Below are 24,948 nucleotides of genomic sequence, written 5' to 3'. Positions count from 1 at the left end.
GCGTACGCCCGTCAGACGCCCTGTTTGGCCTCGAGTTTGCCGGATTTCACGGCGTTGGTGAATTCTTCGTAGTCGCGCTCGTTCTGGGCCGCGTAGCGCCGGGAGAAGTCGGTGATCGCGCGGTCGAAGGCGTCGCCGTCGCCGAGGTACTCGCTGATGCTGACCGCGTCGCCGGAGCGGGCGTGGGCCCGGGCCAACGTCCACCCACATAGCTGACCGTAGAACGTGAGCCCTCGCGGGGTCATTTCCTCGACGAGCGCGGAGGCCTTCATGTCGCGCAACTGGCGCCAGTAGAAGTGCCGGTTCTTGTCGAGACCGCGTGTCCAGCCGAGGAAGATATCGCTGGCGGCCTGCATCATCCGTTGCCCAGCGACCACCCGTTCGCCGTGCTGTTGCTTGAAGCGGCTCGCCGGCAGGTGGTCCTCGAGGACCGAGGCGCTGGCCTCCTTGACCTGCAGGAACAGCGGATCGTCTTCGTCGCGGCCCTGCAGCAGAACAATGAAGGCACGGGTTCCGACGCTGCCGACACCGACCACCTTGCGCGCCATGTCGATGATGCGGTACTGCTCGAGGAGGTGACGCCGGTCCTCCTGCAGCGTGGCGCGGTATGCGCGGAACTGGTCTTGGACGGCAGCCTCGATCTGGTCCTGCTTCAGTCCGTACGTCGCGGGAATGTCGCGGAGCGGTACCACGATGGGCGGCTGGCTCACGATGCGGTACTGGCCGTCGGCCAACTCGCCGAGTTTGGACAGCGCCTGCAAGCTGTCGCGCGTCCGCGCCTTCGCCATGACCTTCTTGCTGCGCTTGATCTCCTTGGCGTCCTTCTTCATCTTGGCCTTGGCCCGCTCGGTCGTGAGGATGTCATCCGCGTCGAGGCGGGCGTACCAGATGTCCAGAGTGCGCATCTGCGCGAACTCGGCCATCGCCTGCCGGTACGCCGCGACGTTCGCCATCGTGATCGTCTTCACCTCCGACTTCGCGAAGCCGTTGTTCTGCGCGGCGATCGTGAAGCTCGCGGCCATCCGCTCGACGTCGTACTCGAACGGGCCGGGCAGCGTCTCGTCGAAGTCGTTCAGGTCGAACAGCAGGGTCCGCTCGGGCGAGGCGAACCCGCCGAAGTTCGACAGGTGGGCGTCACCGCACAGCTGGACGGTCAGGCCCGCCGTCGGGGTGTCCTTCAGGTCTGCGGCCATGACCTTGGCGGCGCCGCGGTAGAAGGTGAACGGCGAGACCATCATCCGTCCGTGGCGGACCGGAACCAGGTCCGGTTCACGGGTGCGGTTCTGCTCCTCCAGCAGGGCGACGGGGTCCGGCCGGTCGGTAGCCGGTTTCCATCCCTCGTGGCTCGACACCGGGGCGTGGATGCCTGCCTCCTTGCCACGGATGCGGCGTTCGTCGACCGTCAGATGCTCTTTTGCAGCCATCACGTCTCCTTGGACCTAGTCTTCATCTCGCGGCCATGCACGATGACGGCCCAGATGACGACGATGTCGAGAACCACCATCAAGGCGGACCACACCGGAACGCCGCCAGGAAGGCAACGTTGATCGACATCAGACGAGTACGCCATGGCTGACCCTTCACAACAGAACCCTTGATCCAGCGTGCGGGCGCCGCCGGTCGCGCCGCCTCGTCCTGAAGGGGTAGTTGAGCCCGATGCCGCAAGGTGGGTCAGTCGCTGGTCACACGCGGTAGATGTCACAACGCGGAGCGGTGCAGACGAGTACGCCGCAACTACCCGCAGAGGAGCATGTCGCCTGAAACAGCCGCGGTTACCGTGCCAAGGGTCACGTCATAGGCGGGGTCCGATGGGACACGAACGAGGGGGCGAGGATGTTGGCCGAGGTAGATCGAACCAGCCTTCCGATCAGGCGTACGACGTTCGCGGGGGTGGCCAATCGGACTTTGGCCGGCTCCGAGCCGGACTGGAACCTGATCGGGCACCCGGCCGCCCCCGACGGCGCCCCGAACGTCCTGCTCGTGCTGATCGATGATGCCGGGTTCGGCAATCCGAGCACGTTCGGCGGTCCGATCCAGACACCGAACTACACGCGGATCGCGAACCGCGGTCTGCGCTACAACCGGATGCACGTCACGGCGCTGTGCTCGCCGACCAGGGCGGCCCTGCTGACCGGGCGGAACAACCATGCGGTCGGGTTCGGCTCGGTCGGCGAGTTCGCCGGTGGCTTCCCCGGTTACTCGGCGACCTTGCCTCGTGACTGCGCGCCGTTGCCACGAATCCTTCGGGACAACGGTTACAGTACGGCGGCCTTCGGCAAGTGGCACCTGACGCCGGACGGGCAGCAAGGACCGGCCGGCCCGCTCGACCGGTGGCCGAACGGCTGGGGTTTCGACTACTTCTACGGATTCCTCGGCGGGGGCTCGAGCCAGTGGGACCCGTGTCTGACCGAGAACCAGAAGATCATCGGTGTCCCCAACGAATTCTATGACGAGGAGAATCCGTACTACTTCCCCGACGCGATGGCGGACAAGACCATCGAGTGGCTGCACGCCGTCCGCGGCCAGGATGCCGAGAAGCCCTTCTTCGCCTATTTCTCGACGGGTTGCAGTCATGCCCCGCATCACGTCCAGCAGGAATGGGCGGATCGCTACAAGGGCCAGTTCGACCAGGGCTGGGACCGCCTGCGCGAGGAGACTTTCGCGCGACAGAAGGAGCTGGGAGTCATCCCGGCAGACGCCGTCCTGACTCCCCGAGATCCGGCGTTCCCGGCGTGGGACGACGTACCCGACAAGCTGAAGCCGTTCTACGCCCGCCAGATGGAGGTGTACGCCGGTTACTCGGAAAACGCCGACCACAACGTCGGGCGGGTGATCGACGCGGTCGATGAACTGGGCGAGCTCGACAACACGTTGATCATCTGGATCTGGGGTGACAACGGCGCCAGCATGGAAGGGACCGTCACCGGCTCGTTCAACGAGCTGACGATGCAGAACGGCATCCCGCTCAGCGACGAGATGCAGGTGCAGCTCTCCGAGCGGTACGGGGGTGTCGCCGCGTGGAGCACGCCGATGATGGCACCGCACTACGGGGCAGCCTGGGCGTGGGCGGGGAATACCCCGTTCCAGTGGGGCAAGCAGGTCGGCTCGCATCTCGGCGGGACGCGCAACCCGATGGTGATGCACTGGCCGGACCGCATCACCGGCGACGGCCTTCGCTCGCAGTTCACTCACGTGATCGACATCGCCCCGCTGATCCTCGACGTGACCGGGATCCCCGAGCCAAGGACCGTCGACGGGATCGAGCAGGAGCCCATGCACGGTACGTCGTTCGCGGCATCGCTCACCGATGAGTCCGCAGCCGAACACCGAACCCAGCAATACTTCGAAACCATCGGCAACCGGGCGATGTACAAGGACGGCTGGTGGCTGGCGATGAAGACCGAACGGATCCCGTGGGTGGTCACTCCCGAGGCGCTCAAGCCCTACGCGCCTGGCGTATGGGACCCGGACGCCGGCCCGAGCGAGCTGTACTACCTGCCTGACGACTTCACCCAGGCAAAGGACGTGGCTGCCGACCATCCGGACAAGGTGAAAGACCTCAAGGAGCTGTTCTGGCACGAGGCCGAGCAGTACAAGGTCCTGCCGCTGCTCGCCACGCTGTCGACGTTCTTCGGCATGCTGCCGCCACTGCCTGAGCAGACGAAGTTCGAGTTCCGGGGCGACGTACAGAACGTGATGTCCGGGATGATCCCGCGGATCTACAACCGTTCCTACGCGATCCAGGCCGATCTGGTCGTCCCCGAGGCTGGCGCCGAAGGCGTGATCGTTGCCGAGGGCGACCACCTCGGTGGATTCTCGCTGTATGTCAAGGACGGTCGGCTGACGCACAGCTATTCGATGATGGGCGTGTTCCTGTTCAAGCAGGTCGCCGACGAAGCGTTGCCCACCGGTGAGGTGACGGTCCGGATGGAGTTCGACGCCGACGAGGCCAAGCCGGCGACCGGCGGCGATGTCACTCTGTTCGTCGACGATCGCCCGGTCGGCAAGGGGCGCATGGACCACACCGTGCCGATCCGGTTCTCCGGCTATGCGGGCCTGGACATCGGCCGCGACAACGGCGGCGTGGTCGACCTCAGCTACGACAGCCAGAAGCCGTTCCCGTTCACCGGGACGGTCAAGAAGGTTGTTTTCGACGTCAAACCGCACCCGACCGCCGACGACGAGATGATCATCCACGCTTCCGAGCAACGCGGACAGACCGCGCACGGCCTGTCCGGGTGACGCGCGGGACTGTGCCAGAGGAGGAGATCGCGATGGGGCTTGATCACGAGACCACCGACGTACTCATCGGCGGGTATCTGTCCGTCGATGCCGCGCAGGAGGATTACGAGGCGGCTTTGACCTGCGGCGAGCGTCTGTGGGGCGCTGTCGTGGTGAGCAAGGACCTCGAGGGCAAGGTGTCGGTCGAGCAGACCGACCACATGGTCGAGGAGGGTGCCGCCGGGCTTGCCGCCGTGGGATTCGCGGTCGGACTGTTCGCGCCACCCCTGCTCGCGGCGACCGCGATCGGAGGCGCCGTCGGAGCGGTCGGTGGAAAGGCCCTGCACAAGAGGACGAACAGCAAGCTCGAACAGCAGGCCGGTGACACGATCCCCATCGGTGGCGCTGGTCTGATTCTCGCCTACCCGCACAAGGCCGCGGGCGTGGTCGAACCCGTGGTGACACGAGCGATCAAGCACGTCGTCGGCGAGGCCGAGGGCCACCACGTCAAGGCTCTCAAGGCTGCGTTGGCCGACGCCCAGCAGAAGATGGCCGCCGCCGAAGAGGACGGCTGACGAACAGGTTCTGGCCGAGCGCGAGGTCGGGCTCCGATCTCGCGCTCACGGCCGCGGAAGGACGTCCCCTTCTTCGCGGCTTCCGTCCGTATCGGTCGCCCTCCGGCGCACCTCGACCACCTTGACACCAAGGGCGTTGAGAACGTCCAGCAGCCCCACCAACGCGGACTGATCCGGAGTGTTCGCCCGGATCAGCGTGGAGATCGGCTCGGTCGTCGTGAAGACTCTGCCGACCTCGGCGTCGAGTTCGGACCGGATGGTGTCACTCAGCCGGCCGACGACCCGGACCTCGTAGACCCAACTGGTCATACCTGCCACCTCGGCTGTCGGAGCTCTCTTCTGTTCCAGCGTCGTGGCGCTCCGCAGCACGCACATCACCCACATCGGATAGTCGGGTCCGTCACGGAGTACGGAGCCACGTTGCGCGTAGTCTGAGGTCAGAACGGGCCGTGGGGGCGGCCGGAGGTGGGGGGCTGAAGTGAACACTTCAGAGTTCGGAACCGATGCGGGGGGTGACCTCTGCGATGAGTGCCGAGGGCGCAACGCAAGAGCCGTCTAGTGCGCAGAGGCCGGTCGATCGCCCAGCGACACCGCTGCCGTCGGTGGACTTGCTGGGCAGCAAGCTTGCAATGCCCCAGTTGCCGTCCGGCCTGGTGGTCCGCCCACGGCTTGTCGACAGGCTGGAGGAAGGGACCACCGGGCGCATCACACTCGTGAGCGCGGGAGCCGGCTGGGGAAAGACGAGCCTTGTCGCCAGCTGGGCCGCGACGCGATCTGCGGCGCAGCGAGTGGCCTGGTTGTCGCTGGATTCGTTCGACAACGACCCGGTCCTGTTCTGGTCGTACGTCGCCGCGGCGGTTCACGGCAGTGGCGTGGCCCAGAGCGGGGCGCTCGGAGCGCTGATGATCAGACCGCCGGTCGGTCCTGACGTTGTGCGACGCATCATCCTGGAGCTGTCACAGCTACTGCGCCCATTGACCCTCGTCCTCGATGACTTCGGCGAGATCCGCAATCCGGAAATTCTGAACGGTATCGCCGACCTATTACGCCATCCCTTGCCGCTCCACCTGGTGGTCATCACTCGCTACGATCCGCGCCTGCACCTGAACCGGCTCCGCCTCGACAGCGTCCTCAACGAGGTACGCGCGGAGGATCTGGCGTTCACGGAGTCCGAATCCGCCGAACTCCTGGCGCGCGCGGGAGTGGACCTGCCGCCCGCGCTGAGCAGCCGCATCCTGGATCGGACCGAAGGATGGGCGGCCGGACTTCGGCTGGCGGCGATGGTCGCGGCCACCCGAGCAGAGGCCGATCACCTCGAGGAGTTCACCGGGACCGAGGCGAGCGTCGCGGAGTACCTCTTCGACGAAGTCCTCGCAGCCGTGCCCGAGGAGCGCCGCCGCTTCCTGCTGCGAACCAGCGTCGCGGACCGCCTCTGCGCCGATCTGGCCGATCTGCTCAGTGGCCGCACGGGAAGTCAGCGAGAACTCGAAGGCTTGGAAGAATCGAACGCGTTCGTGATGGCGCTCGGAGCGGACCGTCACTGGTTCCGGTACCACCGGCTGCTCGTCGACCTGCTGCGTCATCGACTGCTCCTGGACGAGCCGGAGCTGGCCGGCGAGCTGCACCGACGTGCCGCACGGTGGTTCGCGGGCCACGGAGAGGCGATCGAGGCTGTCCGGCACGCGGTTCGGGTGCACGACTGGCAATTGGTCGGAGAGCTGATGGTGAACGGCGCCGCCATGCGTGCGCTGTCGGCGGAACGGCAGGCGTTCGCGGCGCTCCTGGCGCAGATCCCCGTCGCGGAGCTGCACACCAGCGCGGAGCTGCGGGTCAGCGCCGCGATTGCCTGCTTCATCGCCCGTGACTACGCCGGATTCGGCAATCACGTCGCGCACGCGCGAGCCTTGCTGAACGAGTGCGACGAGGACGCCCGCAGATCGGTCGAACTGTTCCTTTGCGTGGCCGACCTCGTGCTGAGCCGCGTTCAGGGCAGCGCCCGGGACTTGATCGCGGCCTCCGGGCAGCTGCTGTGGTGGCTGTCCGACAACGAGATGGCGCGCTTGCCTGCCGCGTCGATGTACGAGGCGCCGGCGTTGAGCAATTTCGGAGTGGGGCTTGTCTGGTCGGCCAACGTCGACGATGCGGAGCAGCCGCTGCGGGAGTCGCTGGGCATGGCCGCCACCACGAGAACCGATCTCACCGGAGTGAACAGCCTTGGTTATCTGGCGCTCATCGAGTGGGAGCGGGGAAATCTGCGGGCCGCGCACGCGGCGGCCGCTCAGGCTCTGGAGATCATCGAGCAGCGGGGCTGGACCGAACTCGCCCAAGCCATCGTCGTCTATCTGGTGCTGTCCCGGATCGAGTTGGAACGAAACCACCCGGAGACCGCGGAGGCGTTCATCAACGCAGGCCTGGCCGCCGAGCGCAACGATCCGGACCGCACGCCGTACCCCGCGCTGCGCGCTACCGAGGCGCGTTTGCGGCTCGCGGCCGGGCAGGTCGATCAGGCCGAGGATCTGATGGCTGCCTTGGGCTCCGAGTTCCAGGACGATGCGATGGCACCGCTCGCCGGACGGTGGGCCACGGTGATTCGGGCCGAGATCGAGCTGGCCCAGCGACGCCCGGATCTCGCCGAGAGGCGCCTGCACTCACTGCTCGCCGTTCCGGACGCGATCGACGGCCTGGCCGCGCACCATCACTCAGGCTCCGCGGGTCTTGACGAGGCCAGGCTTTGCCTGGCGCGGGCCGAGCACGAACTCGGCCATCTGACAGCAGCCGAGGAGATCCTGTCGCCGCTGCGAGAGCGAAGCCCGAACAAGGTCATCAAGGCCCACGCGTGGCTCGTCACCGCCGTGGTGGCAGACAGCCAGCGGATGGACCATCGAGCTCTCGTCGCTGTCGACCACGCATTGACCATCGCCGAGCCCGAGGACATCCGACGCCCGTTCGTCGCACTCGGCAGTGGCCGGCCACAGACTCTTCTCCGGCACCGGCGACAGCTCGGGGGCGAGCGGGAGCCGGCCGACCGCGACTTCGTCGACGCCCTGCTCGAGGACACCGGCTCGGCCAACCACGCCGCCACCGGCCCACCGCCGCTCGACGAGCCCCTGACGGATCGCGAGCACGTCGTCCTCAGCCACCTCGCGACCCTCGACACCGCCAAGGAGATCGCCGGCGAACTGTTCGTCTCGGTCAACACGGTGAAGGCCCACGCCCACTCCGTCTACCGCAAACTCGCAGTCCACAACCGCCGCGACGCAGTCCGCCGAGCCCGCGACCTCGGCCTTCTCTGATATTTCCCACGTGACCACGCCGTCCTTCGGCGCTGTGAAACAAGGCCAATGGCCGGTAGTGCCGTCGATCGCCTCTCGGATGATGTCGGCGTGACCGTTGTGCCGCGCGGTCATACTGCCCGACCAATGCGTCGGCCGTCTCCTCGGGACCAACACGAAACTCCGCCTCTTGGTCATCGCCGACCCGTCGGCGCCTCCTCGTCAAGCCCTTCCAACTTCCGAAGCAGAGTGGCGCGGTGCGATCTGCAGCTCGACAGGAGGTGCCGGCCAGGGGGTAGTGCAGTCGAGCGTGAACCAGTCTGCGCGTACGGCGTCTCGCGGGTGCACTACCTGTCCGCCTGCAGACTCTTCACCCCACGGTGTGCCCGGCCAGCGGCACGCCGGCCAACCACCCGCTCCCGTTCACTCCCAGACCCACATCGGGTCGAAGCGCCGGATAACCCCCAACACCAGTGGATATCCGGCTGTCCTGACGCGACGCGCTCCGAGTCGGTGCGGGGCACAGAACGAACATCGGCGGGGGCGGTGCGTCCACCGGCGGGGCGTCGGCGGGCGACGTGGGCCGGGAATCGCGCTCTGACCTGCGTGAACGCTTTGGTGGAGACGAGGGGACTTGAACCCCTAACCCCTGCCTTGCAAAGGCAGTGCTCTGCCAGTTGAGCTACGCCCCCGTGAGGGTCAGCGACCCGGGGTGACCGAGTCGACGGCCTCGGCCCAGAGGTCCTTGTCGGCGCGGGACTGCTGGGTCTTCTTGTAGGCGAAGTATCCACCGATGCCGGCCAGCAGCACCAGCAGGATCTTTCTCAGCACTGGAGACTCCTCGGATCGGACTTCACACTTCTGTGAGGGTGGGCCTAACTGGACTTGAACCAGTGACCTCTGCCTTATCAGGGCAGCGCTCTAACCGTCTGAGCTATAGGCCCGCATACTGCGGTGTCGAACCCGGGAGAGATTACCGCACCAAGTGCCCTACTCCCAAACCGGTTCCGGCCGGACCCGCGAGCGGCCCGGCCGGACCAGGAAATGCCAGGTCAGTCCTCCGACGCCAGCGTGACTTCGAGGCCGCCGAGGAGCGTGGCGGCGATGTTGTAGAGGAAGGATCCGAGGGTCGCGAGCGCCGTGATGATCAGCACGTCGGCGCAGGCGAGCAGGGTGGTGAATCCCATCACCTTGCCGGTGTTGATGTAGTTCTCGACCCGGAACGGCTCGCCGGTCGGCGTACCGAGGACTTCCTGGACCGTCGAGTTGATGTTGTCGAAGACGCCCGCGGCGCCGATCGCGGACCAGACGATGAAGACCGCGACCCAGGTGACGATCCCGAAGGCGATGGACAGCAGGAACGCCGTCTTCATCACCGACCACGGGTCGATCCGGGACATCCGCAGGCGCGCCTTGCGGGTCTGGTGCCGGCTGGAGGCCTTGGCGTCCTTCTCGGCCTTGGCGTCCTTCTCGGCGACCCGGGCCTGCTTGGCCTCGTTCCGCTCGGACTTGTCGGGCTTGGAGGCCTTGACCGCGTTGGCCTTGTCAAGCACCGCCTGACGGGCCGCGTTCATCCGGTCACCGAGCGACTCGGTCTTCGATTCGGTCTCGCCGTACGCCGCTGCTCCGGCCGCCGGTGCTGCGGCGGCCGCGGGGGCGGCTCCGGGTGACCACGGCTGCTCCGGCCGGCCAGGGGTACTCGGGGCCGGGCGGCCGCCGGGCTGCTGGCGGGCCGGGGCGCCAGCTCCTGGGGTGCCCGGGCGCGGCTGTGGGCGGTACTCGGACGGCCGTTGGCCGTTCGGCGTACCGGACCTCTGCTGGCCGTTGGCGTTGGGCACGCCATTGGAACGACCGTTGGAAGCCGGGTTGGCCGGGGCGGCAGACGGCTTCCCACCCGGCGCGGTGCGCTGGGGGTTGGAGCCGTCGGCCGCACCTTCAGGCCATGTCGGCCTCGCGCGGTTGGTCATCAGTCACCCTCCTGGCCGGCATCGTCGCTTTCGACGGTAGCCGCGCCGTCCACGTCCGTCGAACGTTGCTCATCATTCTGGACGCTCTCAGAGGTGGATTCGGTTGTCGGTCCGTCCACATTGTGGGCACCATTCGCGACAGTACCCGCCTCGGCCGCCTCTGATTCCTCCTCGGCGGCTACTTCCTCGCCGACGACGGTCAGATCGGTGTTCCGGGCGATCGCGACCACCGCGTCGGACTCGCCGACGCCGGCGAACCGGACGCCCATCGTGTCGCGGCCCTTGACCGGGACGCTGTCGACCCGGCTGCGGACGACCTGGCCGCTGGCCTTGATCGCGAGCACCTGGTCCTCGTCGACGACGATGATCGCGCCGACCAGCGAACCACGCTCGTCGTTCAGCTTCACCGCCTTGATGCCGAGACCGCCACGGCCCTGCTGCCGGTACTCCGAGACTCGCGAACGCTTCGCGTACCCGGCATCGGTCACGGTGAAGACGAACTGGGTGTCCTCGTCCGCGCCGGCCCGGATCACCGACATCGACAGCAGCTCGTCACCAGAGCGGAACTTCATCCCGGTCACGCCCGAGGTGGCCCGGCCCATCGGCCGCAGCTGGTCGTCGTTCGCGGTGAAGCGGATCGACTGGCCCTTGCGGGACACCAGCAGCAGGTCGTCCTCGGCGGTGGCCAGGTCGGCGCCGATCAGCTCGTCGTCCTCCTCGCGGAAGTTGACGGCGATGATGCCGCTCTGCCGCGCCGAGTCGTAGTCGCGCAACGCCGTCTTCTTGACCAGGCCCTTCTTGGTGGCGAGCACCAAATAGTCGGACTGGTCGTAGTCGCGCAGCGTCAGGACCTGCGCGATCTCCTCGTCCGGCTGGAACGAGAGCAGGCCGGCGACATGCGAGCCCTTGGCGTCCCGGGCGGACTCGGGCAGCTGCCACACCTTGGCCCGGTAGACCCGGCCCTTGGTGGTGAAGAACAGCATCCAGTGGTGGTTCGTGGTGGCGAAGAAGTGGTTGATCTCGTCCTCGGCCCGGAGCTGGGCGCCGCGGACACCCTTGCCGCCGCGGTTCTGCGTCCGGTAGAGGTCGGTCTTGGTCCGCTTCGCGTACCCGCCCCGCGAGATCGTGACCACGACCTCCTCGTCCGGCACCAGGTCCTGCACCGAGAGGTCGCCGTCGGCCGCGATGATCTCGGTACGCCGCTCGTCGCCGTACCGCTCGACGATCTCGCTGAGCTCGTCCTTGACGATCGTCCGCTGCCGCTCCGGGCTGGCCAGGATGTCCTCGAGGTCGGCGATGATCGCCTCGAGCTCCTGCAAGCGCTCGATGATCTTCTGCCGCTCCAGGGCGGCCAGCCGGCGCAGCTGCATGTCCAGGATCGCCTGCGCCTGGATCTCGTCGATGTCGAGCAGCTGGATCAGGCCGGTGCGCGCCTCGTCCACGTCGGGGCTGCGCCGGATCAGCGCGATCACCTCGTCGAGGGCGTCCAGCGCCTTCACGTACCCGCGGTAGATGTGCGCGTTCTTCTCGGCCTCACGCAGGCGGTAGCGGGTCCGCCGCTGGACGACCTCGATCTGGTGGTCGATCCAGTGCTTGATGAACAGGTCAACGCTCAGCGTCCGCGGTACACCGTCGACGAGCGCGAGCATGTTGCACCCGAAGGTGTCCTGCAGCGGCGTGTGCTTGTAGAGGTTGTTCAGTACGACACGCGGCTGAGCGTCCCGCTTCAGGACGACCACCAGGCGCTGACCGGTCCGGGACGAGCTGTCGTCGCGGATGTCGGCGATGCCGCTCATCTTGCCGGTGTTGACCAGCTCGGCGATCTTCAGCGCCAGGTTGTCCGGGTTGACCATGTACGGCAGCTGGGTGACGACCAGGCTGGTGCGGCCCTTGGCGTCCTCCTCGATGTCGACGACCGCGCGCATCGTGACCGAGCCCCGACCGGTGCGGTACGCGTCGTCGATGCCCTTGTAGCCGACGATCAGCGCGCCGTTCGGGAAGTCGGGGCCCTTGATGTTCTGCAGGCAGGCCTCGAGCAGCTCCTCGCGGGTCGCGTCCGGGTGCTCGAGCGCCCAGTCGACCGCGGCAGCGACCTCACGCAGGTTGTGCGGCGGGATATTCGTCGCCATCCCGACTGCGATCCCGGACGAGCCGTTCACCAGCAGGTTCGGGAAGCGGGCCGGCAGGATCACCGGCTCCTGCGACTTGCCGTCGTAGTTCGGCCGGAAGTCGACGGTCTCCTGGTCGATGTCGCGGACCATCTCCATCGCCAGCGGCGCCATCCGGCACTCGGTGTACCGCATCGCGGCCGCCGGGTCGTTACCGGGAGAACCGAAGTTGCCCTGGCCCTGGATCAGTGGCGCCCGCATCACCCACGGCTGCGCGAGCCGGACCAGGGTGTCGTAGATCGCCGAGTCGCCGTGCGGGTGGTACTGACCCATGACGTCACCGACGACGCGGGAACACTTGTTGAAACCGCGGTCCGGCCGGTACCCGCCGTCGTACATCGCGTAGAGGATGCGGCGGTGCACCGGCTTCAGGCCGTCGCGGACCTCGGGCAGCGCGCGGCCGACGATGACGGCCATCGCGTAGTCGAGGTACGACTGCTGCATCTCAGTCTGCAGGTCGAGTGGCTCGACCCGGTCGTGGCCCGGCGAGGTGGGGGTCTCGGTCATGAAAAAGTCCCGTTCAGATCAGTACGTCGGTGAGCAGCGAGATCAGATGTCGAGCCGGCTCTAGATGTCGAGGAAGCGGACGTCCTTGGCGTTGCGCTGGATGAAGCTGCGCCGTGCCTCGATGTCGTCGCCCATCAGTGTCTGGAACGTCTCGTCCGCGCGGATCGCGTCGTCGAGGGTGATCTGCAGCAGCACCCGGTTGGCCGGGTCCATCGTGGTGTCCCACAGCTCGTTCGCGTTCATCTCGCCCAGACCCTTGTAGCGCTGGATCGGGTTCTCCTTGGGTAGCTTCTTGCCCGCCTCGTGGCCGGCCTCGAGCAGACCGTCGCGCTCCCGATCGGTGTACGCGAGCTCGTCGGGCTGGTTGCTCCAGCGGATCTTGTACAGCGGCGGCTGCGCGGCGTACACGTGCCCGCGCTCGATCAGCGGCCGCATGAACCGGAACAACAGGGTCAGCAGCAGGGTCCGGATGTGCTGGCCGTCGACGTCGGCGTCGGCCATGATCACGATCTTGTGGTACCGCAGCTTCTCCTCGTCGAAGTCCTCGTGGATACCGGTACCGAGCGCGGAGATGATCGCCTGGACCTCGTTGTTCTGCAGGACCTTGTCGATCCGGGCCTTCTCGACGTTCAGGATCTTGCCCCGGATCGGCAGGATGGCCTGGAACTTCGGGTCCCGGCCGCCCTTCGCGGAGCCACCGGCCGAGTCACCCTCGACGATGTAGACCTCGCACTCCTCCGGGTTGGTCGACTGGCAGTCGGCCAGCTTGCCGGGGAGGCCGCCGCCACCGAGCAGACCCTTGCGGTTGCGGGCCAGGTCGCGGGCCTTGCGGGCCGCGATCCGGGCGCTCGCCGCGGCGGACGCCTTGCGGATGATCTCCCGGCCCTCGGCCGGGTTCTGCTCGAACCAGGCGCCGAGCTTGTCGTTGACGACCCGCTGGACGAAACCCTTGACCTCGGTGTTGCCGAGCTTGGTCTTGGTCTGGCCCTCGAACTGCGGCTCGGCCAGCTTGACCGAGATGATCGCGGTCAGGCCCTCCCGGATGTCGTCACCGGTAAGCCTGTCCTCCTTCTTCTTGATCATCCCCTGGTCCTCGCCGAACCCGTTCACCAGCGAGGTCAGCGCGGCCCGGAAGCCCTCCTCGTGGGTGCCGCCCTCGTGGGTGTTGATCGCGTTCGCGAAGGTGTGCACGGACTCCTGGAACGAGCCGCTCCACTGCAGCGCGACCTCGAGACTCATGCTGTCGTCGGCGGTGGCCGCCTCGAACGAGATCACGTCCCGGTGCACGGTCTCGCGGATCCCGGTCAGGTACTTCACGTAGTCGACCAGACCGTCGGCGTACCGGAAGGACTGCTCCAGCGGGTTGCCGTCCTCGTCGAGGTGGTCGGGGCGCTCGTCCCGGATCACCAGCTCGAGGCCCTTGTTCAGGAACGCGTACTCGCGGAAGCGGGTGGCCAGCGTCTCGTAGGAGTACGTCGTGGTCTCGAACACGTCCGGGCTGGCCCAGAACGTGATCGTCGTACCGTTCGAGTCCGAGGTGCCGATCTCGGCCAGGTCCTCGTCCGGGTTACCCATCGTGAACGTCTGCGTGTACAGCTTGCCGCCGGTCTTGACGTCGACCTGGAGCCGGGTGGACAGCGCGTTCACGACCGAGACGCCGACGCCGTGCAGACCGCCGGACACCTTGTAACCGCCGCCGCCGAACTTGCCGCCGGCGTGCAGCACGGTCAGTACGACGGTGACGGCCGGCTTGCCCTCGGACTCGACGATGCCGACCGGGATACCACGGCCGTTGTCCTCGACCCGGACCCCGCCGTCGGCGAGCAGCGTCACCACGATGCTGTCGCCGTACCCCGCCATGGCCTCGTCGACCGCGTTGTCGACCACCTCGGTGACCAGGTGGTGCAGACCCCGCTCACCGGTGGACCCGATATACATCCCGGGACGCTTCCGGACCGCGTCCAGCCCCTCCAGGACCTGGATGGCGCTCGCGTCGTACTCCCGCTCGACGACCGACGACGGAATCGCGTCCAGGTCGGGAGCGGGGGTATCGCTGGGGCCGATGGGGTCGGCGGACTGGTTGGCGTCGATCTCGATCGGCTCGTCGGTCACCGGTGGTTGTCCTCCTCGGACCCCGCGTTCGCGAGGCATCGCGGCACAGTAGAGCCGCCCTCTACGGTGATTGCAAAGGCGCGGCTCGCTCTACACCGTTCATTCTACCCGTCGACCGAAGCAGAACCTGCCACCAGGCGCCTGAAACTCGGGTCAGGGCGTCTTTTCTCCCTCATCGCCATGTCCCCTCTCGCGGGTGGGGGGCCGAAAAGCGCTCACGGCCTCTCAGTGGCCTTCGGGTGTTTCGCGGCTGACCCTTTCCGTCACCGACCGGTCCAGACCGCTGAACAGGCCTCCCGACGGCCCGGGGACGAGCGGTGCCCGGCGCGCACCCACCGACCTCTAGGATCGCTGCCGTGGAAAGTCTCGACGAGGTCATCGATGCGATGATCGCCGACCGGGTGATCCACCGGCACCGGCGGATCTGGTTGCTGGTGATCGCCCTCGTCGTAGTGGCCGCGCTGATCGTCCTCGCCACCGGCGGCTGGAAAGAGAAGAAGGGCCGTACGGTTCCGACTCTCACCGCGCCGGCAACGGTCACCGCCGGCCGCTTCGAATACAACATCACCAAGGCCGTCATCGTCCGGAAACCGAAGGGCGAGTACTCCGACGCCGAGACCACGCTGCAGCTCTCCCTGGACGCGAAGAACATCGACTCCGAGAAGCAGGAGAGCACCCGGATCGACCCGTCTCTCTTCCGGCTCGTCCCGGGCGGTGGCGCCGACCTCGTGGAGGCCGACAGCGCGACCTGCAAGGACGACCGGATCGGCTGGCGCCTGGTCTACGGGTTGCCGCCGGAGTCGTGCACGGTGAAGTTCAAGGTCGAACCGGACTTCACCGCCGACGAGATCGAGATCGGCGTACTGCAAGAGCACTTCGTGGGCGACAACGCGGCGCTGGGTGCGAACGACGATCCGTACTGGCACTCGGAGGACGCGGCCGCCGTCGTCCGGATGAAGCCCGAGGTCATCGTCGACAAGGGGGGCGACAAGTGAAGCTGTACCGCCCCGCGACCATCCTGGTCGGCCTGCTCTTCGTTCTGATCGGCGGAATCACCCGCTTGGCCGCCCCGGAGAACGTGTACGAGGAGCAGAACCTCAAGATCGTGCACGGAACGATCGGCGAGTCCCTCGAGTACGCCGGTAGCGGGTCGACCGTGAAGGTGAACCGGATCAAGTTCGCCCGGTCGCTGCTGGACAGCAATGACACCGACGACAAGAAGGCCGTCGAGACCAACGGTGTCTTCGTCGCGATCGAGTGGGACACGGTCCGCGGAGTGCAGAAGCCCGGCGGGTTCGACGAGACCCTGACCACGGACGGCGGCAGCATCTACGTACCGGTCGAGGGCGTGGACAGCAGCGACTTCGGCTTCCCGGACGCCGGCTTCGCGCGCACCGGCACGCTCGTGTTCGAGGTGAACCCGGCCGACATGACCAACCTCACCCTGAGGATCCGCCCGTCACTGTTCTTCAACGTCTACAGCTCCGAGGTGCGGGTCGACCTCGGCATTCCGACCGACGGGATCGCCCAGCAGATGGTGGACGGCGCCGAGCCGCAGTACGTCGTCGGCAAGTCCGAGACCCGGGTGGCATCGTGAAGCTCACGGGCCGGGTGTCCCGGCTGGCCGTCCAGGTCTCGCTGCTGGTGTCGCTGGCCGGCGTCGGATCGTTCGTGATGCTGAAGCCCTACCTGGACGACGACGAGAGCATCTACAAGCAGGGCCGGATCGACACAGTCATCAGCCAGGGACCGGTGACGGTCGCGCACGTCGAGTGGAAGCTCGACTCGTTGAAGGCGTACGCCACGCTGCTGAACGACGAGGGCGAGGCGATCGAGCTCGGCGGCCCGGCCGGCTCGATCGCGGTCGTGGCGACGATGACCGTGACACCGCGCGACGGCATCTTCCTGAAGGACAAGGGTTTCAGCTGCGACGCGGTACTCCGGGATACCAAGGGCAACACGTGGGACAACGAGCAGGCGTACGGTTACCCGTTGCCGACGTACTGCAGCGATGACGACCACCCGTTCACGATGAACAAGTCGCAGCAGATCGCGCAGGTCTTCATCGTGCCGAAGTCCGCCGTACCGAATCTGACCGGTGTGACCGTAGAGGACTTCAGCGAGCACCGGCGGGTACTGATCACCCCGTGAGCTGAACGCTCAGGCGGTCGCGGGCGCCGGCTGCTTGGCGGCTTCCGCGGTCTTGGCCTCCGCCGCGGCGGAGGCCTCGGCGCGGCGCTCCGTGCCAACCGAGATGCACAGGTCGAACGCGGCCGCCAGCAGGGCGATCCGGAGCGGCTCGAAGAGCAGGCGCTCGATCGTCGTGGCGATCTCCTGGTTCATCAGGCCCCACGTCTCGCCGTGGATGCCGATCAGCCGCTGGATGCCGACGAACGCCCAGGCGTCGCCGAGAACCCAAAGGGTGTAAACCATGCAGACGACGCCGAGGAACACCGGCCCGACGCGAACCAGCAGCCGGAACGCGTTGATCGCCGGGTAGAACTTCTCCCGCACACCGGCGAGCAACAGGTCCGGCGCCTTGTACGTCAGCTCGACGATCCGGCCACGCGGAGCGGCCTCTTGTTCGGTCTGTCCACCGAGCCGGCGCTCGATCCGGGTACCGCGGAAGACGCCACCGCTGGAGAGCACGCGGTGCCCGAAGACGACCGTGGTGATGGCCAGCCAGGTCAACGGCTCGGCGACGCCCAACTTGAACAGCGGCCAGAGCGAATCCCAGAAGAAACCCCACAGGAACTCGATACCGGCCGGAATCGGGATGTGGATGTTCGCGAAGAAGCCCTTCACGCCGTCCCACCAGTCCACCGACCAGTACCAGAAGCTGCGCTTCTGAAACCACACCTTGCCCTCGGCGATCGCGTACGGCGTGATCACGAAGGTCAGCAGCACGAAGAACGACTCGGCCCAGACCTGGGTGAACTTCACCGGCCGGCTCGGCCACCGGTCGTCGACCGCCTGCAGCACGCGGCGGAGCACCAGCAGGATGATGAGGGCGGGCAGGTAGTTGTGCCAGCTGTGGATTCCCACCTTGAAGAACCCGGAGCCCGGCTGGAGGCCGTTCTGCACCAGGTACGTCGCACTCAGCTGGTTGACCTGGTCGTCGAAGAATCCCCACGCCGACCACACGGCGACCAGCGGCAGCAGCGTGACGGCCAGCAACTCCAGGAGCCCGCGCTGCGTCGGGTCGGAAGTCTCCTCGGCCTCGCTGCTCGCCGCGTCACGCCAGCGATACAGCGACATCGCACACGTCCGGATCATGCCGACGGCGGCGGTGATCTGCAGCAGTACGCCGACCGCGAACAGACCCGTACCGAGACTGGAGTGTGCGTGCTGGGCCAGCCAGATCGCGCCCTGGGAACACACCGTGAACCCCGTGAAACCGGCGACCCACCAGATGGTCATGGGCAGGAGGTTCTTCCACCAGAGCCGGAACGTATCCCCGATCAGGTGGACCATCTCGCGAAAGCCGTCAACGAGCGTGCGCATCGCGCCTGATCCTAGGGGAGGGCCGGGTCGCGACCTAACTCGATCCCGGACTCGATCCCGGACTCGCCTCAGCCGTAGGTGTCGCGGGGGCCGCGGCCGCCGCGGACGGTGCGGGGGCCCTTGCGCCAGGAGGGGGCGTGCGGGCCCTGGACCTTGACGCTGGTGACGGTGCCTTCGCCGAGTTCGGCGTTCAGGCGGCGGACCAGGTCGGGGGCGAGCAGTTTGAGCTGCGTGGCCCACGCGGTGGACGACGTACGGACGCTGAGGACGTTGTTCTCGTACGACTCCGGGGTGCAGTGCTCGGCCATCTCGGGGCCGACGATCGACGGCCAGCGGGCCATCACGCCGTGAACCGCGACGTCGACCTCCCAGCCCTGGTCGCGCATCAGCCGGCCGAGCGTGTTGGTCAGCTTCTGCGGGTCGCGGTCGTCGGGGCGCGCGCTGCTGATCTGCGCGCCGTCGATCCGCGGCCGACGACGGCGCTTGACGGGCTTGATGCCGCCGGCCGCGGCCTGCTGCTTGAGTCGTCCGGCCAACGACTTCGCCAGGTCCAGCCCCTGCTTGTCGTGCTCCTCCTCGACGGGGAGCTCGCTCTCAGGGCCGCTCTCAGAGGAATCTGGGGGTTCAGACACGCTGAACGACCCCCTCACCCACCTCGAAGCGCGCACCGCTGAGCTCAGCGGGCACGTCAGCGCCGACGGCCGCGGTCACCAGCACCTGCTCGGCCGGCGCGACCAGCTCCGCCAGCCGGTCCCGGCGTTGCGAGTCGAGCTCGGCGAACACGTCGTCGAGGATCAGCACCGGTTCACCCCCGTCCGCCCGCAGCAGTTCGTACGACGCCAGTCGCAGCGCGAGCGCGAACGACCAGGACTCACCGTGACTCGCGTACCCCTTCGCAGGCAAGTCCCCGAGCCCGAGAACCAGATCGTCGCGGTGCGGACCGACCAGCGAGACCCCGCGGTCCAGCTCGTCCGATCGCTTCTCCCGGACCGCTTCGAGCAGGATCTCCTCCAGCTGCTCCCGGGACGCGACACCGGGCTCGAGCAGCACCGACGACTTGTACTCCAGCCGCGCGTCACCCTTGCCTCGGGCAACGGCGTCGTACGCACTCGAGACCAGTGGACGCATCGCTTCGAGCAGCTCCAGGCGGGTCGCCAACAGTTCGGCCCCGGAGCGGGCCAGGTGCGAGTCCCAGACCTCGAGGGTGCGCAACTGCCCCTCGGCGGCACTCGTGCGGTTCTGGCGGCGGGCCTGCGAGGCGCTCCGCAGCAACGAGTTCCGTTGCTTCAGCACCCGGTCGTAGTCCTGCCGCACGCCGGCCATCCGCGGCGCCCGCAGCGTCAGCAGCTCGTCGAGGAACCGGCGTCGCTCGGACGGGTCGCCCTTCACCAGGGCGAGATCCTCCGGCGCGAACAGCACGGTCCGCAGCAGACCGAGCACTTCCCGTGGCCGGGGGACCGGCGAACGGTTGATCCGGGCCCGATTTGCCTTCCCAGGATTGATTTCCAGCTCGACGACCACGTCCCGGTCGTACTGGCTGCGGATCTCCGTCCGCACGATCGCGCGGGTGGCACCGGCACGCACGAGCGGTGCGTCGGTCGCCACCCGGTGCGAACCGAGCGTCGCGGTGTAGTGGATCGCCTCGACCAGGTTGGTCTTGCCCTGCCCGTTCGGCCCGACGAAGGCCGTCACGCCCGGGGCGAGCTGGACCTCCGCCTGCTGATAGGACCGGAAGTCGAGCAGACCCAGGGCGGTGACGTACACCTCAGTTCTTGGGCGGGGTCGCGTACGACGGGTCGGCGGCCTCGGCACCCTTCACGGCGTGCCCGCCGAACTGGTTCCGCATCGCGGCGATCGCCTTCATCGCCGGCGAGTCCTCCTGCCGGGACGCGAACCGCGCGAACAGCGCGGCCGAGATCGCCGGCATCGGTACGGCGTGGTCGATCGCGGCCTCGACGGTCCAGCGGCCCTCGCCCGAGTCGTCGGCGTACCCGCGGATCTTGGCCAGGTGGCTGTCGTCCTTGAGCGAGGCGACCAGCAGGTCGAGCAGCCAGGACCGGATCACGGTGCCCTCGCGCCAGGACTCGAAGGCCTCCGGGACGTTCTCCACGATGTCCGCGGCCTCGAGCAGCTCGTAGCCCTCGGCGTACGCCTGCATGATCCCGTACTCGATGCCGTTGTGGACCATCTTCGAGAAGTGCCCGGCGCCGACCTTGCCGGCGTGCACGAAGCCGAACTCGCTCTCCGGCTTCAGCGCCTCGAAGATCGGCATCACCACGTCGACGGTCGCCTTGTCACCGCCGCACATCAGCGCGTAGCCGTTCTCCAGGCCCCAGACACCGCCGGAGACACCGCAGTCGACGAACTGGATGCCCTTCTCGGCGAGCTGCGCGGCCCGGCGGGTGTCGTCGGTCCAGCGGCTGTTGCCGCCGTCGATCACGATGTCGCCGGGGGACAGCAGCTCGGCCAGCTCGGTGACGACCGGGTCGATGGCCTGCACCGGGACCATGATCCAGACCACCTTCGGCTGGTCGGCCGCGGTGAGCTTGCCGACCATGTCGGCCAGGTCCTTGGAATCGGAGATGTCCTGGTTGTGATCGAACCCGACCACGGTGTGGCCGGCGTTGCGGATCCGCTGGCGCATGTTGCCGCCCATCTTGCCGAGACCGACAAGGCCGAGCTCCATCGTGAATCCCCTTGTTCTGTTGGTGTTCAGCTGTTCAGGCGGACCGGCATCAGCACGTAGCGGAACTCGCTGATCGGATCGCCGTCGAAGTCCCGCACACCGGTCAGTTCGGCCGGCTTCGTCGCCTGCGTGAAGGCCAGGTGCGCGACCGGCGTACCGATCGCGCCGAGACCGTCGAGCAGGTACGTCGGGTTGAACCCGACCGTCACCGGGTCACCGGTGACCCGGGCCTCGAGCGACTCGGACGCCTGAGCCTCGTCACCACTGCCGGCGTCGAGCGTCACGCTGTCCTCGTCGAAGGTCAGCCGGACCGGGGCGTTCCGCTCCGCGACCAGGGCGACGCGCTTGACCGCCTCGACCAGGGTCGCGGTGTCGATCCGCACCCGGGTGGCGATCGCCGCGTCGGTCGGGATGATGCCGCGGACCTTCGGGAATTCACCGTCCAGCAGCCGGGTGGTGGCGCGCCGGTTGCCGCCCGACACCTGGCCCTCGAAGCCGACGATGCCGTCACCGGTGCCAGGAGCGGCCAGCGAGACGATCACGTCCGAGCCGGTCATCGCCTTCGCGGTCTCCGACAGCACCCGGGCCGGCACCAGCGCGGCCGCGGACGCGTCGGGGGACTGCGGGTTCCACTCCAGCTCGCGGATCGCCAGCCGGTAGCGGTCGGTGGCCAGCAGGGCGATCGTGGAGCCCTCGATCTCGACCCGGACGCCGGTCAGCACCGGAAGGGTGTCCTCCCGCCCGGCCGCGGTCACGACCTGGGAGACGGCCTGGGCGAAGACGTCGGCCTTGACCGTCCCGCTGGCGGCCGGAAGCTCGGGCAGAGCCGGATATTCCTCTGTGGGAAGCGTCTGGAGCGTGAACCGCGAGCTGCCACAGGTGACCTGGGCCTTCGCTCCGTCCACGGCGACGTCCACCGGCTGGTTCGGAAGGCTCTTGGAGATATCAGCGACCAGCCGGCCGGAGATCAGGCACTTACCGGCGTCCGCGACCTGCGCGGGCACGGTCACCCGGACCGAGGTCTCGTAGTCGAAGCCGGACAGGGTGATCTGCCCGTCCTCGGCCTCGACCAGAAGGCCGGCAAGGATCGGGACGCTGGGGCGACTGGGCAAGCTGCGCGCGGCCCAGGCCACCGACTCGGCCAGTACGTCGCGCTCGACGCGAAACTTCACCGCTGGGTGCCTCCTGATTCGGCTGTGTGCCAGGCAGATCCTGCCACGGACAAGTGTGCTCTGCGCCATTCGGGCCTGACGTGGCGCTTCGGGCGGGTCGCGTCGGCGTCGTACCGGTCCGGCCGTGGGCTGCTGCTCACGACCTTCCAGAGACAGCCTGACAGGTCCCGCAAGCGGGCGCGAGGCCGGGGTTTTCCCCAGATCGAGCCGCTCGTTCGTTTTGTGGACTGGGAACTCTCTACAGATTCCATAGGGTTCTTAGCACCGGTGGATAGTGTGGAAAAGCGGCGTCTTCCCAGGTCAGAGGCCGAATTGCCATGTGGACGGCGTGTGGACGGCCACCGCTTCGTCTGAGGACGACCGTGGACGAAGAATTCTGTCCCCACAGCCAATCCACACGACAGACCGAGGTATCCACGGCAATACCCCCAGTTTTCCACAGCTGTGTCCCCAGCCTGTGTGGCTACTGCTGCTTCGCTTGGTGCTTGATCCGGTTGGTCAATTCGGTGACCTGATTGAAGACGCTGCGCCGCTCCGACATCAGTTGCCGGATCTTCCGTTCGGCGTGCATCACCGTGGTGTGGTCGCGGCCGCCGAACTGCTGACCGATCTTCGGCAGCGAGAGATCGGTCAGCTCCCGGCACAGATACATCGCGATCTGGCGGGCGGTGACCAGGACGCGGCTGCGGCTCGAACCGCACAGGTCGTCGATCGACAGACCGAAGTACGACGCCGTCTGGCCCATGATCATGCTCGCGGTCACCTCGGGCTTGCTGCCCTCGGGGATCAGGTCCTTCAGCACGATCTCGGCCAGGCTCAGGTCGACCGGCTGCCGGTTCAGGCTGGCGAACGCCGTCACCCGGATCAGCGCGCCCTCGAGCTCACGGATGTTCGTCTGCACCTTCGACGCGATGAACTCCAGCACCTCCGGCGGCGCGGTCAGCCGCTCGGTGGCTGCCTTCTTCCGCAGGATCGCGATCCGGGTCTCGAGGTCCGGCGGCTGGATGTCGGTGATCAGACCCCACTCGAACCGGTTCCGCAGCCGGTCCTCCAGTGCCTCCAGCCGCTTCGGTGCGCGGTCGGAGCTGATCACGATCTGCTTGTTCGCGTTGTGCAGCGTGTTGAAGGTGTGGAAGAACTCTTCCTGGGTCTGGATCTTGCCTTCCAGGAACTGGATGTCGTCGATCAGCAGGACGTCGACGTCGCGGTACCGGCGCTGGAACTGGGACGCCTTGTCGTCGCGGATCGCGTTGATGAAGTCGTTGGTGAACTCTTCGCTGGAGACGTACCGGACGCGCGCCCCGGTGTAGAGACTGCGGACGTAGTGCCCGATGGCGTGCAGCAGGTGGGTCTTGCCCAGACCGGAGTCGCCGTAGATGAGCTGCGGGTTGTACGCCTTGCCCGGCGCCTCGGCGACCGCGACCGCGGCCGCGTGCGCGAACCGGTTCGAGCTACCGATGACGAAGGTCTCGAACGTGTACTTCGGGTTCAGCCGGGCCTCGCCCTGCGCTTCGGTCGCCGACTGGGTCGGCGCGGAACCGTTCGGCGGCGGGGCGACCGAGCCGAGCGGCTGACCGAACGGGGCCTGCTGCTGCGGAGCCGGCTGCTCGTAGTGCTGTGGCGCCGGGGGTTGGCTGTACTGCGGTCCGTTGTCCGGATCGGTCAGCGCGGACTGGATCGTCGGCTGGTACGCGCCGTCGGTGCGCAACGGCTCGCGTACGGCCGGTGGCTGCTGCTGAACCGGCTGCTGTACATGGTGTTGCGGCATCTGCTGCATCTGCGGCGGCTGCTGCTGTACCGGGGGCTGCGCGTACTGCTGCGGCTGTTGGGGCTGCTGGCGTTGCTGCGGCGGTTGCGGCGCGGCCTGCTCGCGGACCTCGGGGTCGAGGGACGGGTCGACGGTGACGGCGATCCGGATGTCCCGGCCGAAGCTCTCGGTGAGGATCCGCTCCAGGTCCGGACGCAGCCGCGTCTCGAGCTGACCACGGGTGAAGTCGTCCGGTACGGCGACGATCGCGGTGCTCTCGTGGAGCGTGACCGGACGCGAGTTGGTGAGCCAGGCGCGCTGGTTCGGCGGGAGACCGCCGAGGACACGGCTCCACGCGTCACCCAGATCCGTCACCGGCGCTACCACCTCAGCCACCGGCTGCTGCTGCACCTGCTGAGGCACATGCTGCTGGGGGGTGTGCTGCTGCGGCGCTTGCTGAGGCAGGTGCTGCTGGGGCATCTGCTGCTGTGGGATCTGCTGAGCGGCCGGCTGGTGCGACGGCTGCTGGTGCGACGGCTGCTCGTGTGAGGGCTGCTGGTACGACGGTTGCTGAGGCACGTGCTGCTGGGGAGCGCGCTGTTGGTGGGTCGGCTGTTGAGGAGCCGGCTGTTGAGGAGCGTGGTGCTGGAGCGGCTGACTCTGGAGCGGCTGGTCCGGGAGCGACAGGTGCTGGACCGGTCGCGGGGGCGCGGGTTGCTGGGGAGCCGACTGCTGGGCAGCCGGATAGTGGTGAGCAGACTGCTGAGGCACGTGGTGCTGGACCGGCTGCTGCTGGACCGGCGGCTCCTGCTGGACGGGCTGCTGGTGAGGGGCCGGTGCCTGCTGCTGCGGAGCGTGTTCCTCAGGCGCCTGCTGCTGAGGGGCAGCTGACTGCTGCTGCGGAGCGGGCTGCTCGGGCACCTGCTGCTGCGGCGGCTGCTCAGGCACGTGCTGCTCGGACGGCTGCTGGGGAGCCTGCTGGGGAGCCTGCTGGGCTGTGTGCTCGGGAGCCGGCTG

The 24,948-nt window shown here is 67.6% G+C and carries 18 protein-coding genes and 2 tRNA genes; 6 read left to right on the top strand and 14 right to left on the bottom strand.

Annotated elements, in window-relative coordinates:
• Nucleotides 1-11 precede the first annotated feature (11 nt).
• On the bottom strand, nt 12-1,424 hold the full coding sequence (locus tag ACWGID_RS11645) for a DUF2252 domain-containing protein (protein WP_452196368.1): 1,413 nt from the start codon (nt 1,422-1,424) through the stop codon (nt 12-14).
• A gap of 466 nt (nt 1,425-1,890) precedes the next feature.
• Between ACWGID_RS11645 and ACWGID_RS11640 the strand changes: the two genes are divergently transcribed.
• Together ACWGID_RS11640 and ACWGID_RS11635 are read left to right on the top strand one after the other, a co-directional pair.
• Nucleotides 1,891-4,242: an arylsulfatase gene (locus tag ACWGID_RS11640; RefSeq protein ID WP_452196367.1), complete on the top strand. Its 2,352-nt coding sequence runs from the start codon at nt 1,891-1,893 to the stop codon at nt 4,240-4,242.
• Nucleotides 4,243-4,274: 32 nt separating this feature from the next.
• Nucleotides 4,275-4,796, top strand: a complete 522-nt coding sequence (locus ACWGID_RS11635) for a hypothetical protein (RefSeq protein ID WP_452196366.1) — start codon at nt 4,275-4,277, stop codon at nt 4,794-4,796.
• A 45-nt stretch (nt 4,797-4,841) separates the two neighbouring features.
• Here ACWGID_RS11635 and ACWGID_RS11630 read toward each other — a convergent pair whose 3' ends face one another.
• Nucleotides 4,842-5,105 carry a hypothetical protein gene (locus ACWGID_RS11630; protein WP_452196365.1) on the bottom strand — a complete coding sequence of 88 codons (264 nt, stop codon included), beginning with the start codon at nt 5,103-5,105 and terminating at the stop codon, nt 4,842-4,844.
• 320 nt (nt 5,106-5,425) lie between these two features.
• On the opposite strand from ACWGID_RS11630, the gene ACWGID_RS11625 reads away from it, so the two are divergent.
• Nucleotides 5,426-8,089, top strand: a complete 2,664-nt coding sequence (locus ACWGID_RS11625) for a LuxR C-terminal-related transcriptional regulator (RefSeq protein WP_452196364.1) — start codon at nt 5,426-5,428, stop codon at nt 8,087-8,089.
• 595 nt (nt 8,090-8,684) lie between these two features.
• Here ACWGID_RS11625 and ACWGID_RS11620 read toward each other — a convergent pair.
• The 6 genes from ACWGID_RS11620 to gyrB form a co-directional block, all read right to left on the bottom strand.
• Nucleotides 8,685-8,760: transfer RNA gene (locus tag ACWGID_RS11620), tRNA-Ala, on the bottom strand.
• A 7-nt stretch (nt 8,761-8,767) separates the two neighbouring features.
• On the bottom strand, nt 8,768-8,899 hold the full coding sequence (locus ACWGID_RS11615) for a DLW-39 family protein (RefSeq protein WP_387768425.1): 132 nt from the start codon (nt 8,897-8,899) through the stop codon (nt 8,768-8,770).
• A gap of 39 nt (nt 8,900-8,938) precedes the next feature.
• A tRNA-Ile gene (locus tag ACWGID_RS11610) sits at nt 8,939-9,012 on the bottom strand.
• A 108-nt stretch (nt 9,013-9,120) separates the two neighbouring features.
• Nucleotides 9,121-10,035 carry a DUF3566 domain-containing protein gene (locus ACWGID_RS11605; RefSeq protein ID WP_452196363.1) on the bottom strand — a complete coding sequence of 305 codons (915 nt, stop codon included), beginning with the start codon at nt 10,033-10,035 and terminating at the stop codon, nt 9,121-9,123.
• Nucleotides 10,035-12,647, bottom strand: coding sequence for a DNA gyrase subunit A (gyrA, locus tag ACWGID_RS11600; RefSeq protein WP_452196468.1), 2,613 nt, complete (start codon nt 12,645-12,647; stop codon nt 10,035-10,037). Before gyrA ends, ACWGID_RS11605 begins: the two co-directional genes overlap by 1 nt.
• A gap of 123 nt (nt 12,648-12,770) precedes the next feature.
• Nucleotides 12,771-14,861, bottom strand: a complete 2,091-nt coding sequence (gene gyrB / locus ACWGID_RS11595; protein ID WP_452196362.1) for a DNA topoisomerase (ATP-hydrolyzing) subunit B — start codon at nt 14,859-14,861, stop codon at nt 12,771-12,773.
• 317 nt (nt 14,862-15,178) lie between these two features.
• Between gyrB and ACWGID_RS11590 the strand changes: the two genes are divergently transcribed.
• Genes ACWGID_RS11590 through ACWGID_RS11580 form a run of 3 tightly spaced genes read left to right on the top strand, consistent with a single transcriptional unit; the run spans nt 15,179 to nt 16,973 of the window.
• Nucleotides 15,179-15,817 carry a hypothetical protein gene (locus tag ACWGID_RS11590; RefSeq protein WP_452196361.1) on the top strand — a complete coding sequence of 213 codons (639 nt, stop codon included), beginning with the start codon at nt 15,179-15,181 and terminating at the stop codon, nt 15,815-15,817.
• Nucleotides 15,814-16,419: a hypothetical protein gene (locus tag ACWGID_RS11585; RefSeq protein ID WP_452196360.1), complete on the top strand. Its 606-nt coding sequence runs from the start codon at nt 15,814-15,816 to the stop codon at nt 16,417-16,419. The genes ACWGID_RS11590 and ACWGID_RS11585 overlap by 4 nt, the downstream gene beginning before the upstream one ends.
• Nucleotides 16,416-16,973, top strand: coding sequence for a hypothetical protein (locus ACWGID_RS11580; protein ID WP_452196359.1), 558 nt, complete (start codon nt 16,416-16,418; stop codon nt 16,971-16,973). The genes ACWGID_RS11585 and ACWGID_RS11580 overlap by 4 nt, the downstream gene beginning before the upstream one ends.
• A gap of 9 nt (nt 16,974-16,982) precedes the next feature.
• Here the strand turns inward: ACWGID_RS11580 and ACWGID_RS11575 are convergent, their stop codons facing one another.
• The 6 genes from ACWGID_RS11575 to dnaA form a co-directional block, all read right to left on the bottom strand.
• The gene (locus ACWGID_RS11575) at nt 16,983-18,326 is read right to left on the bottom strand and encodes a hypothetical protein (protein WP_452196358.1); all 1,344 of its coding nucleotides are present in this window, start codon (nt 18,324-18,326) and stop codon (nt 16,983-16,985) included.
• A 68-nt stretch (nt 18,327-18,394) separates the two neighbouring features.
• Nucleotides 18,395-18,958 (bottom strand): DUF721 domain-containing protein, encoded by a 564-nt coding sequence (locus tag ACWGID_RS11570; protein WP_452196357.1) that lies wholly within the window; start codon nt 18,956-18,958, stop codon nt 18,395-18,397.
• Complete coding sequence (recF, locus tag ACWGID_RS11565; protein WP_452196356.1) at nt 18,951-20,090, bottom strand: DNA replication/repair protein RecF; 1,140 nt, start codon at nt 20,088-20,090, stop codon at nt 18,951-18,953. The genes ACWGID_RS11570 and recF overlap by 8 nt, the downstream gene beginning before the upstream one ends.
• Before the next feature lies 1 nt (nt 20,091).
• Nucleotides 20,092-21,012 (bottom strand): phosphogluconate dehydrogenase (NAD(+)-dependent, decarboxylating), encoded by a 921-nt coding sequence (gene gnd / locus ACWGID_RS11560; RefSeq protein ID WP_452196355.1) that lies wholly within the window; start codon nt 21,010-21,012, stop codon nt 20,092-20,094.
• 26 nt (nt 21,013-21,038) lie between these two features.
• On the bottom strand, nt 21,039-22,184 hold the full coding sequence (gene dnaN / locus ACWGID_RS11555) for a DNA polymerase III subunit beta (protein WP_452196354.1): 1,146 nt from the start codon (nt 22,182-22,184) through the stop codon (nt 21,039-21,041).
• Between the two features lie 463 nt (nt 22,185-22,647).
• On the bottom strand, nt 22,648-24,342 hold the full coding sequence (gene dnaA / locus ACWGID_RS11550) for a chromosomal replication initiator protein DnaA (protein ID WP_452196467.1): 1,695 nt from the start codon (nt 24,340-24,342) through the stop codon (nt 22,648-22,650).
• Nucleotides 24,343-24,948 lie beyond the last annotated feature (606 nt).

It is taken from the genome of Kribbella sp. NPDC054772 (genome assembly GCF_053611945.1).
This window is presented reverse-complemented; position numbering and strand designations above follow the sequence as displayed.

Bases quoted from the DNA above. Each gene is read 5' to 3' on its own strand.
- ACWGID_RS11645 (WP_452196368.1), bottom strand. From the start codon at position 1,424: ATGGCTGCAAAAGAGCATCTGACGGTCGACGAACGCCGCATCCGTGGC.
- ACWGID_RS11635 (WP_452196366.1), top strand. From the start codon at position 4,275: ATGGGGCTTGATCACGAGACCACCGACGTACTCATCGGCGGGTATCTG.
- ACWGID_RS11630 (WP_452196365.1), bottom strand. From the start codon at position 5,105: ATGACCAGTTGGGTCTACGAGGTCCGGGTCGTCGGCCGGCTGAGTGAC.
- ACWGID_RS11625 (WP_452196364.1), top strand. From the start codon at position 5,426: ATGCCCCAGTTGCCGTCCGGCCTGGTGGTCCGCCCACGGCTTGTCGAC.
- ACWGID_RS11605 (WP_452196363.1), bottom strand. From the start codon at position 10,035: ATGACCAACCGCGCGAGGCCGACATGGCCTGAAGGTGCGGCCGACGGC.
- gyrA (WP_452196468.1), bottom strand. From the start codon at position 12,647: ATGCAGCAGTCGTACCTCGACTACGCGATGGCCGTCATCGTCGGCCGC.
- gyrB (WP_452196362.1), bottom strand. From the start codon at position 14,861: ATGCCTCGCGAACGCGGGGTCCGAGGAGGACAACCACCGGTGACCGAC.
- ACWGID_RS11575 (WP_452196358.1), bottom strand. From the start codon at position 18,326: ATGCGCACGCTCGTTGACGGCTTTCGCGAGATGGTCCACCTGATCGGG.
- gnd (WP_452196355.1), bottom strand. From the start codon at position 21,012: ATGGAGCTCGGCCTTGTCGGTCTCGGCAAGATGGGCGGCAACATGCGC.